Origin of the sequence: Pseudomonas sp. YQ_5, assembly GCF_043103305.1 — a bacterium.
GTDB lineage: Bacteria > Pseudomonadota > Gammaproteobacteria > Pseudomonadales > Pseudomonadaceae > Aquipseudomonas > Aquipseudomonas putida_Y.
Map to the genome: position 1 here is coordinate 28,131 of NZ_JBICJS010000047.1, position 16,881 is coordinate 45,011.

At 63.1% G+C, this 16,881-nt stretch carries 14 protein-coding genes and 1 pseudogene; 1 reads left to right on the top strand and 14 read right to left on the bottom strand.

Annotation, left to right across the window (positions count from 1 at the left end):
* The first annotated feature begins 99 nt into the window (after positions 1-99).
* Positions 100-804: a methyl-accepting chemotaxis protein gene (locus ACF8EA_RS10960; RefSeq protein ID WP_373604728.1), complete on the top strand. Its 705-nt coding sequence runs from the start codon at positions 100-102 to the stop codon at positions 802-804.
* Between the two features lie 109 nt (positions 805-913).
* Here ACF8EA_RS10960 and ACF8EA_RS10965 read toward each other — a convergent pair whose 3' ends face one another.
* The 14 genes and pseudogenes from ACF8EA_RS10965 to ACF8EA_RS11030 all read right to left on the bottom strand — a co-directional run bounded on the left by ACF8EA_RS10965 (position 914) and on the right by ACF8EA_RS11030 (position 16,857).
* Positions 914-1,648, bottom strand: a complete 735-nt coding sequence (locus ACF8EA_RS10965) for an amino acid ABC transporter ATP-binding protein (RefSeq protein WP_003249271.1) — start codon at positions 1,646-1,648, stop codon at positions 914-916.
* Positions 1,641-2,603 carry an amino acid ABC transporter permease gene (locus tag ACF8EA_RS10970; RefSeq protein ID WP_021783734.1) on the bottom strand — a complete coding sequence of 321 codons (963 nt, stop codon included), beginning with the start codon at positions 2,601-2,603 and terminating at the stop codon, positions 1,641-1,643. Before ACF8EA_RS10970 ends, ACF8EA_RS10965 begins: the two co-directional genes overlap by 8 nt.
* Before the next feature lie 79 nt (positions 2,604-2,682).
* On the bottom strand, positions 2,683-3,480 hold the full coding sequence (locus ACF8EA_RS10975) for a transporter substrate-binding domain-containing protein (protein WP_033730273.1): 798 nt from the start codon (positions 3,478-3,480) through the stop codon (positions 2,683-2,685).
* Between the two features lie 238 nt (positions 3,481-3,718).
* Positions 3,719-6,292, bottom strand: a complete 2,574-nt coding sequence (mdoH, locus tag ACF8EA_RS10980; RefSeq protein ID WP_021783732.1) for a glucans biosynthesis glucosyltransferase MdoH — start codon at positions 6,290-6,292, stop codon at positions 3,719-3,721.
* On the bottom strand, positions 6,285-8,024 hold the full coding sequence (locus tag ACF8EA_RS10985) for a glucan biosynthesis protein G (RefSeq protein ID WP_392522002.1): 1,740 nt from the start codon (positions 8,022-8,024) through the stop codon (positions 6,285-6,287). The genes mdoH and ACF8EA_RS10985 overlap by 8 nt, the downstream gene beginning before the upstream one ends.
* A gap of 263 nt (positions 8,025-8,287) precedes the next feature.
* Positions 8,288-8,725: a D-aminoacyl-tRNA deacylase gene (gene dtd, locus ACF8EA_RS10990; protein WP_021783730.1), complete on the bottom strand. Its 438-nt coding sequence runs from the start codon at positions 8,723-8,725 to the stop codon at positions 8,288-8,290.
* Positions 8,722-9,693, bottom strand: coding sequence for a prolyl aminopeptidase (gene pip, locus ACF8EA_RS10995; protein WP_392522004.1), 972 nt, complete (start codon positions 9,691-9,693; stop codon positions 8,722-8,724). Before pip ends, dtd begins: the two co-directional genes overlap by 4 nt.
* A 168-nt stretch (positions 9,694-9,861) precedes the next feature.
* On the bottom strand, positions 9,862-10,665 hold the full coding sequence (gene hutG / locus ACF8EA_RS11000) for an N-formylglutamate deformylase (RefSeq protein ID WP_392522006.1): 804 nt from the start codon (positions 10,663-10,665) through the stop codon (positions 9,862-9,864).
* Between the two features lie 10 nt (positions 10,666-10,675).
* A complete protein-coding gene (hutI, locus tag ACF8EA_RS11005; protein ID WP_053870496.1) occupies positions 10,676-11,881 on the bottom strand; it encodes an imidazolonepropionase in 1,206 nt (401 codons plus the stop codon).
* Between the two features lie 30 nt (positions 11,882-11,911).
* Positions 11,912-12,064, bottom strand: a pseudogene (proY, locus tag ACF8EA_RS11010) (proline-specific permease ProY); the annotation flags it as partial.
* A 27-nt stretch (positions 12,065-12,091) separates the two neighbouring features.
* Entirely contained in the window at positions 12,092-13,624 is a 1,533-nt protein-coding gene (hutH, locus tag ACF8EA_RS11015) for a histidine ammonia-lyase (protein WP_392522008.1), read from the bottom strand.
* 13 nt (positions 13,625-13,637) lie between these two features.
* Positions 13,638-15,170: a histidine ammonia-lyase gene (hutH, locus tag ACF8EA_RS11020; RefSeq protein ID WP_392522010.1), complete on the bottom strand. Its 1,533-nt coding sequence runs from the start codon at positions 15,168-15,170 to the stop codon at positions 13,638-13,640.
* A gap of 8 nt (positions 15,171-15,178) precedes the next feature.
* Positions 15,179-16,009 (bottom strand): glycine betaine/L-proline ABC transporter ATP-binding protein, encoded by an 831-nt coding sequence (locus ACF8EA_RS11025; protein WP_392522012.1) that lies wholly within the window; start codon positions 16,007-16,009, stop codon positions 15,179-15,181.
* Positions 16,006-16,857, bottom strand: a complete 852-nt coding sequence (locus ACF8EA_RS11030) for an ABC transporter permease (protein ID WP_392522014.1) — start codon at positions 16,855-16,857, stop codon at positions 16,006-16,008. The genes ACF8EA_RS11025 and ACF8EA_RS11030 overlap by 4 nt, the downstream gene beginning before the upstream one ends.
* Between the last annotated feature and the right edge of the window lie 24 nt (positions 16,858-16,881).

Consider the following 16,881-nt stretch of genomic DNA (forward strand, 5'->3'; position numbering starts at 1 on the left):
CAGGCCGCCACGCAGTTGGCGGCCAGTAGCGAAGACACCAAGTTGCGCATCAATCAGCAGCGCGAGGAAACCGACCAGGTGGCCACTGCCATGAACCAGATGAGCGCCACCGTGCAGGAAGTGGCACAGAACGCCGAACAAGCCTCACTGGCCGCGACCAACGCTGACCAGCAGGCACAGGTGGGTGATCAGGTAGTCGCCGAAGCCATCGGCCGTATCGAACAACTGGCCGGGCAGATGGACCATTGCCTGGCGGCCATGCAGCACCTGGCAGGCGAGAGCCAGCGGATTGGCAGCATCCTGGATGTGATCAAGTCGGTCTCCGAACAGACCAACCTGCTGGCGCTGAACGCGGCGATCGAAGCGGCACGGGCCGGTGAAGCCGGGCGTGGATTTGCCGTGGTGGCCGATGAGGTGCGCGGCCTGGCCCAGCGCACGTCGACGGCGACCGAGGAGATCGGCCAACTGATCGACAGCCTGCACAACGGTACCGACGAAGTGACCCGTTTGCTGGACAGCAGCAAGAGCCTGACCGAACAGAGCGTAGAGCTGAGCCGCAGGGCCGGGCACGCGCTGAGCCAGATCACCGACACGGTGTCGAGCATTCAGGGCATGAACCAGCAGATCGCCACCGCCAGTGAAGAGCAGAGTGTGGTGGCCGAGCAGATCAACCGAAGCGTAATCAATGTGCGGGATGTTTCGGATCAGACCAGTGCCGCCAGTGAGCAGACGGCAGCCTCGAGTGGAGAGCTGGAGCATCTGGGGCAGCAATTGCGGGGGATGGTGGGGAGGTTCAGCATCTGACATCACGTCGCCCTCTTCGCGGGCAAGCCCGCGCCCACAGGTACAGCACCCCCTTCAAGGCAGTGGTGGACATGCAGGGCCGAGCTTGCCCGCGAAGAACCCGGCGCGGTTACAGCACCTGGCGCAGGAATGCCTGCGCACGCGGGTCTTTCGGCGCAGCGAAGAACGCCGCCGGGGCCGAATCTTCCAGCAGTTTGCCGTGATCGAAGAACAGCACGCGGTCGGCCACTTCACGGGCAAAGCCCATTTCGTGGGTGACGCAAACCATGGTCATGCCTTCCTGGGCCAGGGTCTTCATCACGTCCAGCACCTCACCGACCATTTCCGGGTCGAGCGCTGAGGTCGGCTCGTCGAACAGCATCACTTTCGGGTCCATGGCCAGGGCCCGGGCAATCGCTACCCGCTGCTGCTGACCGCCGGAAAGCCGGGACGGGAATTCGTTGGCCTTCTGCGCAATACCGACCTTTTCCAGAAGCGCCCGGGCCTTGGCCTCGCGGTCAGCCTTGTTGCGCTTGCGCACCACCTTCTGCGCCAGGCACAGGTTTTCCAGCACGGTCATGTGCGGAAACAGGTTGAAATGCTGAAACACCATGCCGACTTCGCGGCGATAGGCATTGATGTCGGTCTTGGGGTCGGCCAGTTGCAGGCCATCGATGGCCACATGGCCTTGGTCGAAATGCTCCAGGCCGTTGAGGCAGCGCAGGAACGTCGACTTGCCCGACCCCGATGGCCCGAGCACCACCACCACCTCGCCCTTGGCGACCTGAGTGGTGACGTTATCCACAGCCCTTACCACCTGACCACGGGTGTCGAAGACTTTCAGCAGGTCACGGACTTCAATCACTTTGCGCAAGCCTCCGCTCGAGCCGGCTGGCAATGTGCGACAGCGGCAGGTTGATCAGCAGGTACAGGCCTGCCACGCAGAACCAGATCTCGAAGGTTGAGAACGAGGTGGTGATGGCCTCACGGCCACTCTTGGTCAGTTCGGTGATGGCGATCACCGACACCAGCGAGGTGTCCTTGACCAGGCTGATGAACTGGCCGGCCAAGGGCGGCAGCACGCGCTTGAACGCCTGCGGCAGAATCACATGGCGCATCGACTGGCCAGCGTTCAGGCCCAGCGACCGGGCAGCCTCGTTCTGGCCCTTGGCGATCGACTGCACGCCAGCACGGACGATTTCAGCCACGTAAGCACCGGTGAACAATGCCAGTGCCGCCACCCCGGCAAACTCGCGGGACAGGTTGAGCACGGTGCCGATGAAGAAGTAGAAGATGAAGATCTGTACCAACAGCGGCGTGCCGCGCACCAGTTCGACATAGACGGTCGACAGGTCGCGCAGGGTCGGGTTGTTGGACAACCGGCACAATCCGGCGAACAGGCCGATCACCAGGCCCAACGCCCCGGACACCACCGAGATCCACAAAGTGGTCCACAGGCCCCACGCCAGCGGGCCAGCGGCCCAGTGACGGGTTACGCCAATCTGGTCGCCTTCGGCAACATCGTCGCCGCGGCTCAGTTGCAGGCTGTCCTTGGCCACATCGAGCACTTGCTCGGCACCACTTTCGTCCTTCAGCGTGACGCGGGCGTTGTCACCGGAGATGACGATTTCCTGCACAGTGCCGTAGCCGGCAGCGCGTTGTACGTCCTCGGCCTTGTAGGCGAAGTACTGTGGTACGCGGTTCCAGCGCCACTCGTAGGAAATCATCGAGGTGGCCATGTAAAGGCTGAGCGCCAGGCCCACCAGGACCAGGGCGGTCAACCCATGCCAGGGCCACTGGGCTTTCTTGTGTTTGATCACGTGGGGTACTTCCGTAAATGCGAACGCGCAGGGTTTGCCTGCGCGTCGGGGTCATAAAGCCGGGCTTGTGGCCTGGGCCTTATTCCATTTCCTTCAGCCAGTCCTTGTTCTTGAACCACTTGTCGTGAATACGATCGTAGGTCCCGTCGTGCTTGATCTGGTGCAGGAAGTTGTTGATGAAGTTGATGCTGTCGTAGTCGCCTTTCTTCAGGCCGAAGGCCAGCGGCTCGTAGGTGAAGGGCTCGTCGAGGAACAGCAGCTTGCCGGCGCCGGCTTTATCTACCGCCACCACGTTGTACGGTGCGTCATAGACAAAGGCGTCGGCCTTGCCGTTGACCACGTCCATGACCGCTTCCTGCTCGTTGTCGTAGCCGTGGTACTTGGCTTTGCTGATCAGCTTCCTGGCGACCATTTCACCCGTGGTGCCCAACTTGGAAGTGAGGCGGTACTTCTCGTTGTTCAGGTCTTTGTACGACTTGATCTCGCCAGCCAGTTCCTTGCGGATCAGCAGGGTCTGGCCAACCACGATGAAGGGTTCGCTGAAGTTCAGGCGCAGGTTTCGCTCCTGGGTCAGGGTCATGCCGCTGCCGATCATGTCGAACTTGTCGGTCAGCAGGGCCGGGATGATGCCGTCATAGGCGGTGGACACAGCCTCGAACTTGACGCCCATGGACTTGGCCATGGCCTTGAGGATATCGACTTCGAAGCCGATGATTTCGCCACGCTTGTTGGTCATCTGGAACGGCATGTAAGTCGGGTCCATGCCCACCCGCAGGGTGCCGCGCTTGACCGCGTCATCGATGGCGCCCGCCTGGGCCGCGGTCACGGCGACCAGGGCGGTCACACCGACCAGCAGTCGCGAAAGGTATTTCTTGATCATCACCAAGTCCCCTAGCAATAAAAGTAGCGAATCTTATTGTGTTGGCACGGCCGTACTGGCCGAAGCGTCGTATCGGAGAGGGATGCTAACGCATGGCGGCCCGAGGACCTAGAGCCGCGGGGGGACTTTGTTGGCCAAAATGGGGGGCTAGGGCAAAAAGCTTAGCGGGTGAACCCGCTCCTACAAGGGAATGTGTATCCCTGGTAGGAGCGGGTTCACCCGCGAAAAGGCCCGATCAGGCGCCGACGAGTGTCGGTTGGCCTGCGTTTTCCGGGTGCAACGGCAACAGCGGCGAATGCGGGTCATTGTTGATCGACGCACGCCACACATCGATCCATGCCGCATTGTGCTCGGCCCACACCTGCTCGTGCAGGCGGCTCAGTGCCACCGGATCGCTGAGCAGGGCCAGGCGCGTATTGAGGTCCAGGCCTTTCGGCCCGACTTCAATCGCCTTGGCAACGCGCTCTGCACGCAACGCTTCGATCGGTGCCGCCTGGCCATGGCGGGCAGTGGCCATGGCGCAGGCCAGGGCATTCTGCCGCGGGTCGACCACGGCCCGCACGAAGCCATCATGCAAGGCATGCCAGCGGTTTTCGTGGGTGTACTGGTCGGTCGCCAGCAGCTCTTGTGGGGTGGCGTATTCCTCGGGGATGAGGAACAGCTTCTCGTCCTTGGCCGCCAGGCCCAGGCGGGTGCGGCTGGAAATGACCGATACCGGGATCGACAGCACCAGCGAACCGACGATAGGCGCCAGCCACCACAGGAAGCTCGGGTTCAACCATGCCACCAGTGCGGCCCAGGCAATGCCCAGCAGCGTCTGCGGGCCATGCCGGCGCACGGCTTCGCCCCACGGCGTGGAGTCGTCGTCGCGCTGCGGCGAGTTCCAGGTCGCAGCCCAGCCGAGGAACGCGGCCAGCACGAAGCGGGTGTGGAAGATCATGCGTACCGGTGCCAGCAACATGGAGAACAGCATCTCCATCAGCATCGACAAGGTAACCTTGACTCGCCCACCGAACTCGACGGCGCCCTTGGCCCAGATCAGGATGACGCTAAGCAGCTTGGGCAGGAACAACAGCACGATGGTGGTGGAGAACAGCGCTACGGCCTTCTCCGGGTGCCATTGCGGCCACAGCGGGTAAAGCTGGTATGGCTCGATGAAATACTGCGGCTCCATCAGCGTGTTGGTCGCCAGCAACGCGGTCGACAGCACCAGGAACAGGAACCACAGCGGCGCCGACAGGTAAGACATCACCCCGGTGAGGAACACCGCACGGTGAACCGGGTGCATGCCTTTGACCAGGAACAGGCGGAAGTTCATCAGGTTGCCGTGACACCAGCGGCGGTCGCGCTTGAGCTCGTCGAGCAGGTTTGGCGGCAGTTCTTCGTAGCTGCCCGGCAAGTCGTAGGCAATCCACACGCCCCAGCCGGCACGGCGCATCAGCGCAGCTTCGACGAAGTCGTGGGAAAGGATGGCACCGGCGAATGCGCCCTTGCCCGGCAACGGCGCCAGCGCGCAGTGCTCGATGAACGGCTTCATGCGGATGATCGCGTTGTGGCCCCAGTAGTGCGACTCACCCAACTGCCAGAAGTGCAGACCGGCAGTGAACAGTGGGCCGTACACGCGGGTAGCGAACTGCTGCATGCGTGCGTACAGGGTGTCCATGCCCGAGGCTCTCGGCCCGGTCTGGATGATGCCGGCGTCCGGGTTGGCTTCCATCAGGCGCACCAGGCTGCTCAGGCACTCGCCGCTCATGACACTGTCGGCGTCGAGTACAACCATGTACTTGTACTCGCCACCCCAGCGACGGCAGAAGTCGTCGAGGTTGCCGCTCTTGCGCTTCACCCGGCGCCGACGGCGGCGGTAGAAGATGCGGCCAAAGCCTTTGGTTTCGCGGCACACATCCAGCCAGGCCTGTTGCTCGGCCACGGCAATGTCGGTGTCGTTGGTGTCGCTGAGCACAAAGAAGTCGAAACGGTCGAGGTTGCCGCTGGCGGCCACCGACTCGAACGTTGCGCGCAGGCCGGCGAAGACCCGCGGCACGTCTTCGTTGCAGATCGGCATCACCAGCGCGGTGCGCGCCTCGGGCGCGATTGGCTCGTTGCCTGCGCTGCTGCCCGAAATCTTGTATTTGTCGCGCCCGGTGAGCAGCTCGAGGAAGCCCATCAGCGCGGTCCAGAAGCCCGCCGACACCCAGCAGAACAGGATGCCGAAGAGGATCAGGATAGAAGTCTGCAGGGCATACGGCCACACCTGCACCACCGTGTCCCACAGCGACTGGCTGAGGATTTCGTCGAGGTCGACGAACGACCAGCCCTGGTACGGCAGGATGCCCTTCATGTACCAGCCAGCAACGATGGTCTGGCCAATCATCAGGGTCAGCAGGATATAGCGGCGGATCGAACCGACCGTGCGCCAGCGTGCCGGTGGCAGTTCGCGCTTGGGCGGCTGCGGGGCATTGGTACGGCCGGTCATGCGCCGCCACATGCGGATCAGCACGTTGGTGCGCCACGGTTCGGGCACAACCTTGGTGCGCTTGATCGGCGGGGCGATCTTCAGGCACAGGCGGCCGCTGCCATCGACGCCGAGCATTTCGGCGTCTTCCAGCTCGGCGGCGCTGCCCACGGTCAGGCGCGGGCCCACCGAGGCCTGCACGGCCTCGGCAGAGCTGGCGGCCGGGTTGGCCGCCAAGCGTTGGTGCAGCTCACTGAACGAGGTGCAGCTGGCAAGTTCAGCCCGCTGCTGGTCGCTCAGTGGTAGGTGGGCCAGGTACTCGCCAAGCGATTCCGGCCTTGCGCTTGAGTTACTCATCGGCAGGCAACTGATAGCTCCAGGTCTCGGTCAGCACCTTCTCGGTGGTGGCCGGGGCCCCGTTGGTGGGCGCCGCATCGGCGGCAGGTTGTTCGGCCTTGGCAGATGGCTCAGCCTTGACGGCTTTCTCGGCCTTGGCATGCTTGGCTGCGGCCTTGTCCTGCTTGGCGTCCTGGGCAGGCTTGGCGGCTTCGACCGGCACGTCACGCACCAGTGCGGCGCGCATTTCGGTCGATTTGTTGGCTTCCTTTACCTTCAGGCGCAGGGTCAGGCGCCAGCCCTTGGTCTCAGGGTTATAGCGCAGATTGTTCTCGACCACCTCGGCGTTGTCGCCCACGCTGATCTGGCTACGCACCGCGGTGTCTTCCGGCAGGGCAGCCAGGGCCGGGCCGGCGAAGTCGACCAGAAACGCCACGCTGCCGTCTGGCTGGCGGATCAGGTTGGACTGCTTGACGTCACCGGTGGAACGCAGGGTCTGCTTGACCCAGCCTAGATCAGGGGCCTGGAACTTCGGCTCGTCAATGGTCCAGTGCAGGCGGTAGGCGTACTCGATCGGCTTGCCGGGCTCCGGCAGCTTCTCCGGGCTCCAGAAGGCCACGATGTTGTCGTTGGTCTCGTCGGCGGTCGGGATTTCGACCAGGTCCACGCTACCCTTGCCCCAGTCACCCTTCGGCTCGATCCAGGCGCTTGGGCGCTTCTGGTAGTTGTCGTCGAGGTCTTCGTAGTCGCTGAAGGCGCGCTGGCGCTGCATCAGGCCGAAACCACGCGGGTTCTCGACGCTGAAGTTACTCACGGCCAGGTGCTTCGGGTTGTTCAGCGGGCGCCACAGCCACTCGCCATTGCCGGCGTGAATCGACAGGCCTTCGGAGTCATGCAGGGCCGGGCGGTAGTTGAGCACCTTGGACGGCTGATTGGGGCCGAACAGGTACATGCTGGTCAGCGGAGCAATGCCCAAGCGGCTGACATGCTCACGCAGGAACACGCGGGACTGCACGTCGACCACGGTGTCGTTGCCCGGACGCAGGATCAGCTTGTAGGCGCCGGTGGAGCGCGGCGAATCCAGCAGCGCGTAGATCACCAGGTGCTTGTCGGCTGGCTTGGGTTTTTCAACCCAGAACTCGGTGAAGCGCGGGAACTCTTCGCCCGAGGGCAGTGCGGTGTCGATGGCCAGGCCACGGGCAGACAGGCCGTACACATGGCCCTTGCCGACTACACGGAAATAGCTGGCGCCAAGCAGGGTCATGATCTCATCCTGCTTGTCGGCCTTGTTGATCGGGTACAGCACACGGAAACCGGCGTAACCGAGGTTTTTGGTGGTTTCCGGGTCGTGCGGCACGTCACCGAACTCGAAGCGGTCCGGGTCGTACTTGATTTCCTGGACCTTGGTGGCGGTGACCTCGTTGATTTTCACCGGGGTATCGAAGTGCATGCCCTGATGATAGAACGACAGTTTGAACGGGGTCTTGTCCTTGGCCCACTCGGCCTTTTCCTGCAGGAAACGGATTTTCTGGTAGTCCGCAAACTTCATGTCGCGGAACACGGCCGGCAGGTTGCTTTTGGGTGCGTCGTACTTCTGGCCGGCCAGATCCTTTGCCTTGGCTGCAACATCGTCAAGATTGAATGCCCACAGCTGGCCCGCGCTCATCAGGCCAACCAGAGCCACACTGGCCATCAGCGCCTTGCGTAGCCGAACGCCGGGGATTCTTGATGCTTTTTGGGGACTAACAATCACGAGCAACCCTCGCCGAAAACAGATCATGAAACCAACGGCCAGCGACAAATGCCGGGTTGGCGAGCACTGTTCGGACCCCGTGAGGGCGTAATGATTCCCCAAACGGATCCAGACAATGCTCGAGTCAGAGTGAAACGGACCTGCGAACGCAGGTCCATGCAGCGCGCGATTATCCAGCAGGTTGCGTGACAACGCATCAGGCTGGAGCAACTATTTATCGTATAAAACCCCTTGTTTTCCTGTGAACAAAGGGGTTTTTGACCTCATATTTGTAACATAAATGTTACGGGGCCATCATTGACCAGGTGCACCTGCATATCCGCCCCGAATCGGCCGCTGGCCACGTCGGCGTGCTGAGCCTTTGCCTGCTGCAAAAGATAGTCGAACAACTCGGCGCCGAGGGCCGGTGGCGCCGCTGTCGAGAAGCTTGGACGCATGCCGTTGCGGGTATCGGCGGCCAAGGTGAACTGTGACACCAGCAACAGGCCACCCCCGACATCCTTGAGCGACAGGTTCATCTTGCCCTGGTCGTCGCTGAATACACGGTAGTTCAGCAGCTTGTGCAACAGCTTATCGGCCTGTTCGCGGGAATCGTCAGGCTCGACCGCGACCAGCACCAGCAACCCCTGGTCGATGGCACCGACCACCTCCCCCGCCACTTCAACCCGCGCACCGCGCACGCGCTGCAACAGGCCCTTCATGCTTCTTCCAGGGGCAGGTCGAGCAGGCGTCGGGCCATCTGGTCGGCGGCACGCACCAGGGCATCGGTGATGCCAGGCTCGGAAGCCGCGTGACCGGCGTCACGGATCACTTTCAGCTCACTGTTCGGCCAGACCTGGTGCAACGCCCAGGCGTTGTCCAGTGGGCAGATCACATCGTAGCGCCCATGCACGATCACCGCCGGCAGGTGGGCGATCTTGGGCAGATCACGGATCAGCTGGTCCGGTTCGAGGAAGGCGTTGTTCATGAAATAGTGGCATTCGATGCGAGCGATCGACAGCGCCCGCTGCGGTTCGGAAAAGCGGTCGACCACCAGCGGGTTGGGGCGCAGGGTGGCGGTACGGCCTTCCCAGGTGGACCACGCCTTGGCGGCGTGCATCTGGGCGATCTGGTCGTTACCGGTCAGGCGCTTGTGGAAGGCCTTGACCAGATCGCCGCGTTCCTCCGGTGGTATCGGTGCGATGTAGTCCTGCCAGTAGTCGGGGAACAGGCGGCTGGCGCCTTCCTGGTAGAACCACTCGATTTCCTGCGGCCGGCACAGGAAGATGCCGCGCAGGATCAAGCCATGCACACGTTCGGGGTGAGCCTGAGCGTAGGCCAGGGCCAGGGTCGAGCCCCAAGAACCACCAAACAGCACCCACTTATCTATGCCAAGGTGTTCGCGAATGCGCTCCAGGTCTTCGACCAGGTGCCAGGTGGTGTTGTTCTCCAGGCTCGCATGGGGCGTGGAGCGGCCACAGCCGCGCTGGTCGAAGGTGATGATGCGGTACAGGTTGGGGTCAAAGTAGCAGCGGCTCTGGGCGTCGCAGCCAGCGCCAGGGCCTCCGTGGATGAACACCACGGGCAAACCTTCCGGCGAGCCGCTTTCGTCGACATAAAGCACATGCGGCGCTTCCACGGCCAGATCGTGCCTGGCGTAGGGTTTGATCTGCGGGTAGAGGGTCTGCATTGCGCACTCCGTGTGAGGATTATTCGGCCGTGGGCCATCATAAACCTGAATTGCGCTTTCAGCACCGTCCTTGCTGACGCGTTCGAACGGCGCGAATGGCCATTGCGCAGATTTCCGACAATGGCCTCCCACGGCGCCTGGCGACGCCGATAGCGTCGCCGCCTCCACTCAACGCTTGTAACGCTCGTCGCCCCACGCGAGCAGCGCTTGCAGCAGCTGCCTCAATACCGCTTGTGTCGGTTGCGCCAGATCATCCCGGTAGGCAAACGGCTCGACTTCCTCCATATAGGTGCTTTGCGCCAGCTCCAGTTGCACAGCATGGATATGGTTGGCCGGGTCGCCATAATGCCGGGTGATGTACCCGCCTTTGAACCGACCGTTGAGCACATGGCTGTAACCTTGCATCCCGGCGCACACACCCTGCAGCCGCTCAGCCAGTGCCGGATCGCAACTGGCGCCGTTGAAAGTACCCAGATTGAAGTCCGGTAACCTGCCGTCAAACAGGTGCGGGATCAGCGAACGGATCGAATGGGCATCCCACAGCAGCGCATAACCAAACTGCTCTCGCAAGCGGTCCAGCTCGCGACGAATGGTAGCGTGATAGGGGCGCCAGATCTGCTCCAGATAGCGTTTACGTTCTTCGCCAGACGGTGCCAGCCCATCCTTGAACAGGGGTTCGCCACCGAACAGCGTCGCCGGGTACAAGCCCGTGGTGGCGCCGGCGTACAGTGGCTTGTCGTCGTCCGGCCGGTTCAGGTCGATGACGAAGCGTGAATACTCTGCAGCCACCACGCTGGCGCCCATCTCACGGGCAAAGTCATACAGCTGCGGGATGTGCCAGTCGGTGTCCGGCAAGCTTTGCGCCTGGTCGACCAGGCCGTCGCGCACGGCGTCGCTCAGGCGCAGGCCAGCGTGCGGCATGCTGATCAGCAGCGGCAGGCGACCTTGGTGAAAACTCAGTACCTTGTCCATCGTGCCTCGCTCAGTTGGAGATTTCATGGCCCATGCGCACTACGCGCTTGGGCAGGTCGCCACCCAGCCAGTAGGCCAGGTCGGCGGGGCGTTCGATCTGCCAGGCGACGAAGTCGGCCACCTTGCCCACTTGCAGCGAGCCGTGGCTGTCACCCAGGCCCAGCGCCGTGGCAGCGTGGACCGTAACGCCGGCCAGGGCTTCTTCCGGCGTCATGCGGAAGCAGGTGCAGCCCATGTTCAGCATCAACCGTAGCGACAACCCTGGCGAGGTGCCGGGGTTAAGGTCGCTGGCCAGGGCAATCTTCACCCCGTGCCGGCGCAATGCATCCATTGGCGGCAGCTGGGTTTCACGCAGGAAGTAGAAGGCACCCGGCAGCAGTACGGCGACTGTGCCGGCGTTTGCCATGGCCATGGCGTCTTCCTCTGTCATGAACTCCAGGTGGTCAGCCGACAGAGCCTGGTAACGCGCGGCCAGGCTTGAGCCGTGCAACGATGACAGCTGTTCGGCATGCAGCTTGACCGGCAGGCCCAGTTCGCGTGCCTTGATGAACAGTCGTTCGACCTGGGCCGGCGAGAACGCGAGGTGTTCGCAGAAGGCGTCCACCGCATCTACCAGGCCTTCGGCGGCCAGGGCCGGCAACATTTCATCACAGATGTGCGCGATGTAGTCATCGGCCCGGGCTGCGTACTCCGGGGGCAAAGCGTGCGCTGCCAGGCACGTGGCACGCACCGTCAGCGGCAGCTCGTCAGCCAGGCGCCGGGCCACTCGCAGCATCTTGCGCTCGTTGGCCAGGTCCAGGCCGTAGCCGGACTTGACCTCGATGGTGGTCACGCCATCGCGCATCAGTGCCTGAACGCGCTGGCGAGCACTGGCGAACAACTCGTCTTCGCTGGCCGCACGGGTAGCCCGCACAGTGCTGGCGATACCGCCACCCTGTGCGGCGATTTCGGCATAGCTCACGCCCTGCAGGCGCTGCTCGAACTCGCCGCTGCGGTTGCCGCCGAACACCGCATGGGTGTGGCAGTCGATCAGCCCAGGGGTGACCCAGGCACCACCCAGGTCAACCGTGCGGTCAGCTTCGACTGGCGCCAGCTCGGCGCGTGGGCCTATCCACTCGATCAGCCCGGCGCTGGTGACGATCGCCGCATCCTCGATGGCCGAGTAGCGGCCGTCGGCCATGGTTGCAACATGGCAATGCTGCCAGAGGGTTCTCATGCACAATCTCCTATGCTAGCGGTGCAGCTCGGCCGGCTGAGTGTCCGGCAAATAGCCGAGATCACCAAAGATGAACACCATGAGCACAATGGCCATGGCTGGGCCGTGTGGCCAGAACGGTACCGGTAACTTGAGCTGGGCCACTTCCTGACGGCTCATGCTGCGGCGCATGGCTGCCTGCGAAGGACCGCCAAGCGGCCTTAGGGGCCATTACAAGCTTGGCAGCACACCCGCCAGTAACAAGCCGGTCAGACTCCCCTTGGCCAACAGTTCCACGGCCTTCTCGATATCCGGCGCGAAGAAACGGTCACGGTCGTAGTGCGGTACCTCGCTGCGCAGCGCCTGGCGCGCCTGCTCCAGCTTGGCCGAAGTCTTAAGGCCTTTGCGCAGGTCCAGGCCCTGGCAAGCGCCCAGCCATTCGATGGCCAGCACGCCACGGGTGTTTTCGGCCATTTCCCACAGGCGCTTGCCGGCCGCCGGAGCCATCGACACGTGGTCTTCCTGGTTGGCCGAAGTTGGCAGGCTGTCGACGCTGTGCGGGTGCGACAGGGCTTTGTTTTCGCTGGCAAGGGCGGCAGCGGTGACCTGGGCGATCATGAAGCCGGAGTTGACCCCGCCGTTTTCCACCAGGAACGGCGGCAGCTGGGACATGTGTTTGTCCATCATCAGCGAGATGCGGCGCTCGCTGAGCGAGCCGATTTCAGCGATGGCCAGGGCCAGGTTGTCGGCGGCCATGGCCACCGGCTCGGCGTGGAAATTGCCGCCGGAGATCACATCACCTTCGGCAGCGAACACCAGCGGGTTGTCCGACACGGCGTTGGCTTCGATGCCCAGCACTTCGGCGGCCTGGCGCAGCTGGGTCAGGCAGGCACCCATGACCTGCGGCTGGCAGCGCAGCGAGTACGGGTCCTGGACCTTGTCGCAGTTCTTGTGCGACAGCGACACTTCACTGGAGTCGCCCAGCAGGTCGCGGAAGCAGGCCGCGGTGTCAATCTGGCCACGCTGGCCACGCACTTCGTGGACACGCGCATCGAACGGCGAACGCGAACCCAGCGCAGCTTCGACGCTCAGGCCGCCGCAGGCGATGGCAGCGGCATACAGGTCTTCGGCCTGGAACAGGCCACGCAAGGCATAGGCGGTGGAAGCCTGAGTCCCATTGAGCAGGGCCAGGCCTTCTTTGGCGGCCAGGGTCAGCGGTTCGAGGCCGGCAATCGCCAGGGCTTCGGTGGCCGGCAGCCACTGGCCCTTGTAGCGAGCCTTGCCTTCGCCCAGCAGCACCAGCGACATATGCGCCAGCGGCGCAAGGTCACCGGAGGCACCTACCGAACCTTTCAGCGGGATGTGCGGGTAGACTTCGGCGTTGACCAAGGCAATCAGCGCGTCGATGACTTTGCGGCGGATGCCGGAGAAGCCACGGCTGAGGCTGTTGATCTTCAGCACCATGATCAACCGCACCAGGTCGTCATCCAGCGGCGCGCCGATGCCGGCGGCGTGGGACAGCACCAGCGAACGCTGCAGGTTTTCCAGGTCATGGCTGGCGATGCGGGTCGAGGCCAGCAGGCCGAAACCGGTGTTGATGCCATAGGCAGTGCGGTCTTCGGCAATGATCTGTTCGACGCAGGCGACGCTGGCGTCGATGGCCGGCGCGGCGCTGGCATCCAGGCCCAGGCGTATCGGCGCTTGGTGGATGCGGCGCATCTGGGCCAGGCTCAGCTGACCAGGAATGAGGTTCAAGGCGTCCATGTAAAGTCTCCTTTCAATTGTTCGGGTGCTTGACCAGCAGCACAGGCTGCGGCGCCAGCGAGGATTTCAGTAGTGCGGCGGCGCGGGCGATGTCCGGGGCCAGCCAGCGGTCTTCCAGGTACGCCGGCACCTGCTCGCGCAGCAGGCGCCAGGCGGCATGGGTGCCAACGCCGAACTGTTGGTCCTTGAGAAATTCGAAAGCCTGGGCGGCCAGCAGGTACTCGATTGCCAGAATCTGGAAGCAGTTCTCCAGTACCTGGTGCAGCTTCAGCGCGGCATTGGTGCCCAGGCTCAGATGGTCTTCCTGCAACCCGGAGGTGACGTAGTTGTCGAGCACCGCCGGCTGCGCCAGATGGCGGTTCTGCGCGCACAGTGACGCGGCGACATACTGGGCGATCATCATCCCTGAGTTGACCCCTGGGTTACTGACTAGAAACGCCGGCAGGCCGCTGACGAGCGGGTTGACCAGGCGGTCCAGGCGGCGCTCGGCGATCGCGCCGATCTCGGCCATGGCAATCGCCAGCAAGTCGGCCGCCATTGCCACCGACTGGCCGTGCGGGTTGGCCTGTGAGACCACCCGGAAGTCGTCCGGAGTGCCCAACAGCAGCGGGTTATCGTTGGCGCCGTTGAGTTCGGCCTCGATCTGCTTCACCACATGCGCCAACTGGTCGCGGGCGGCGCCATGCACCTGCGGGATTGAGCGGATGCTCAGGGCGTCCTGGGTACGGATGCCTCTGCTGGCAGCGATTACTTCGCTGTCGGCAAGCAATGCCCGCAGGTTCTCGGCCACCACCTGCATGCCAGGATGTGGCTTGAGGGCGATGATCTCGGGGTCGAAGGCGGCGATCTGGCCGCGCAGCGCTTCAAAACTCATGGCACCGATCACGTCGGCCCATTGCAGCAGACGGCAGGCATCGTCCAGGGCCAGGCTTGCCAACCCGGTCATGCATGGCGTGCCATTGACCAGACACAGGCCGTCCTTGGCGCCCAGTTGTACCGGCGTCAGTCCTGCATCGGCCAGGGCCTGGGCGGCATCGACAATCTCTCCCCGGTAGCTGACCTGGCCGATGCCCAGCAGGCATACGCCGACATGGGCCATGTGGGTCAGGTAGCCTACCGAGCCCTGTGACGGCACCTGCGGGGTGATACCGTGGTTGAGCAACGCAAGCAATGCCTCGACCACGCGGCGCTGAATGCCGGACTTGCCATGGCTGTAGTTGCAGATGGCAGCGCAAATGATCGCCCGGGTTTGTTCGTCGGCCAGCGCCGGGCCAACGCCACAGGCGTGGCTGAGCAGAGTGTTGCGCGACAGCTGGCTTAGCTGCTCGCCCTGCAGCGACACATTGCAAAGTGCACCCAGGCCGGTGTTCACACCATAGGCGCGCTCACCGCTTTCAACGATATGGTGGACGATCGCCTCGGCATTGTCGATGCGCGCCCAAATCTGTGGTGCCAGCTCAAGGCGCGCCCTTTGGCGTGCGACCGCTGCAATGCTCTGCCAACGCACTGTAGCGCCGCTGAGGATTACAGTTTCATCCTGCAACATGCTGCCGCTCATACCGCCACCGCGCGGCGCTGGACAAAGCGGTCGACATATTCATCGGCCGGGTCGTGGAGGATCTGATGCGGCGTGCCGACTTGGATCAGGCGGCCGTCCTTAAGGATGGCGATACGGTTGCCTATGCGCACGGCTTCATCCAGGTCATGAGTGATGAACACGATGGTCTTGTGCAGGGTCTTCTGCAGCTCCAACAGCTGGTCCTGCATTTCTGCGCGAATCAGCGGGTCGAGGGCGCTGAACGCCTCATCCATTAGGATGATGTCGGTATCCGCCGCCAACGCCCTTGCCAGGCCGACGCGTTGGCGCATGCCGCCGGACAACTGGTGCGGGTATTTCTTCTCGTAGCCCTTCAGACCGACAGTCTCGATCCATTGCTGGGCGCGCTCGGCACACAGTTGCTTGCTCTCGCCGCGTACCATCAGGCCATAGGCGACGTTGTCCAGCACATTGCGGTGCGGCAGCAGGCCGAAGCTCTGGAATACCATGCTGATCTTGCGCCGACGAAATTCGCGCAAAGCGTCCATGTCGTACTGCAGGATGTCCTCGCCATCGACCAGGATCTGCCCGCTGGTGGGATCGATCAGGCGGTTGAAATGGCGTACCAGCGTCGACTTGCCTGAGCCGGACAGGCCCATGATCACGAAGATTTCGCCGCTGCCGATGGACAACGACAGGTCGTTGACGCCGACCACGCAGCCGGTCTGTGCCAGCACTTTGTCCTTACCGTGGTTGTTACGGATCAACTGCAGGGCCTCGTCGGCGCGATCGCCGAAGATCTTGAACACATTTTTCACTTCGATCTTGCTGATCGGCTGCATGCTCATTTGCTCACCTCGTGGCGTGGCCGGCCATAGGCCTGGGTAATGCGATCGATCACCACCGCGAGAATCACGATGGCCAGGCCCGCTTCCAGGCCCCGGCCGACATTGAGGGTCTGGATACCGACCAGCACGTCCTCGCCCAAGCCACGGGCACCGATCATCGAGGCAATCACCACCATCGACAGGGCCATCATGGTGGTCTGGTTGATACCGGCCATGATGCTCGGCAGCGCCAGCGGCAGTTGCACGCCAAACAGTTGCTGCCAACGGTTGGCACCAAAGGCGTTTATCGCTTCCATCACTTCGCCGTCGACCTGACGAATCCCCAAGTCGGTCAGCCGGATCAGTGGCGGCGCGGCATAGATCACCGTGGCAAAGATCGCCGGCACTTTGCCCAGGCCGAAGAGCATCAGCACCGGGATCAGGTACACGAAGCTGGGCATGGTCTGCATGATGTCCAGCAGCGGCATCAGCACCGCGCGCAGGCGGTTGCTACGCGCCGACAGAATGCCCAGGGGGATGCCCACCAGCACCGAGATAAGCGTGGCCACCAGCATCAGCGCCAACGTCTGCATCAGTTTGTCCCAGAGGCCGACGGCACCCACCAGGAACAGCAGGCCGGTGATCATCAGGGCCGGCAGTACCCGCCGGGTGGCATGCCAGGCGACGACTGCCACCACGCCAAGCATCAGCCACCACGGAGTCGCACGCAGCACGCCTTCAAGGCTGACGATCGCCCACAGCAGGGTGTCGGAGATGTGCCGAAACACATCCCCATAATTGGTCACCAGGGCGTCAACCCAGCCGTTGACCCAGTCGGCGATGGAGAATGTCAGATTGTCAGGAAACATAGGTTCCACTCATCAGCTGAGGAC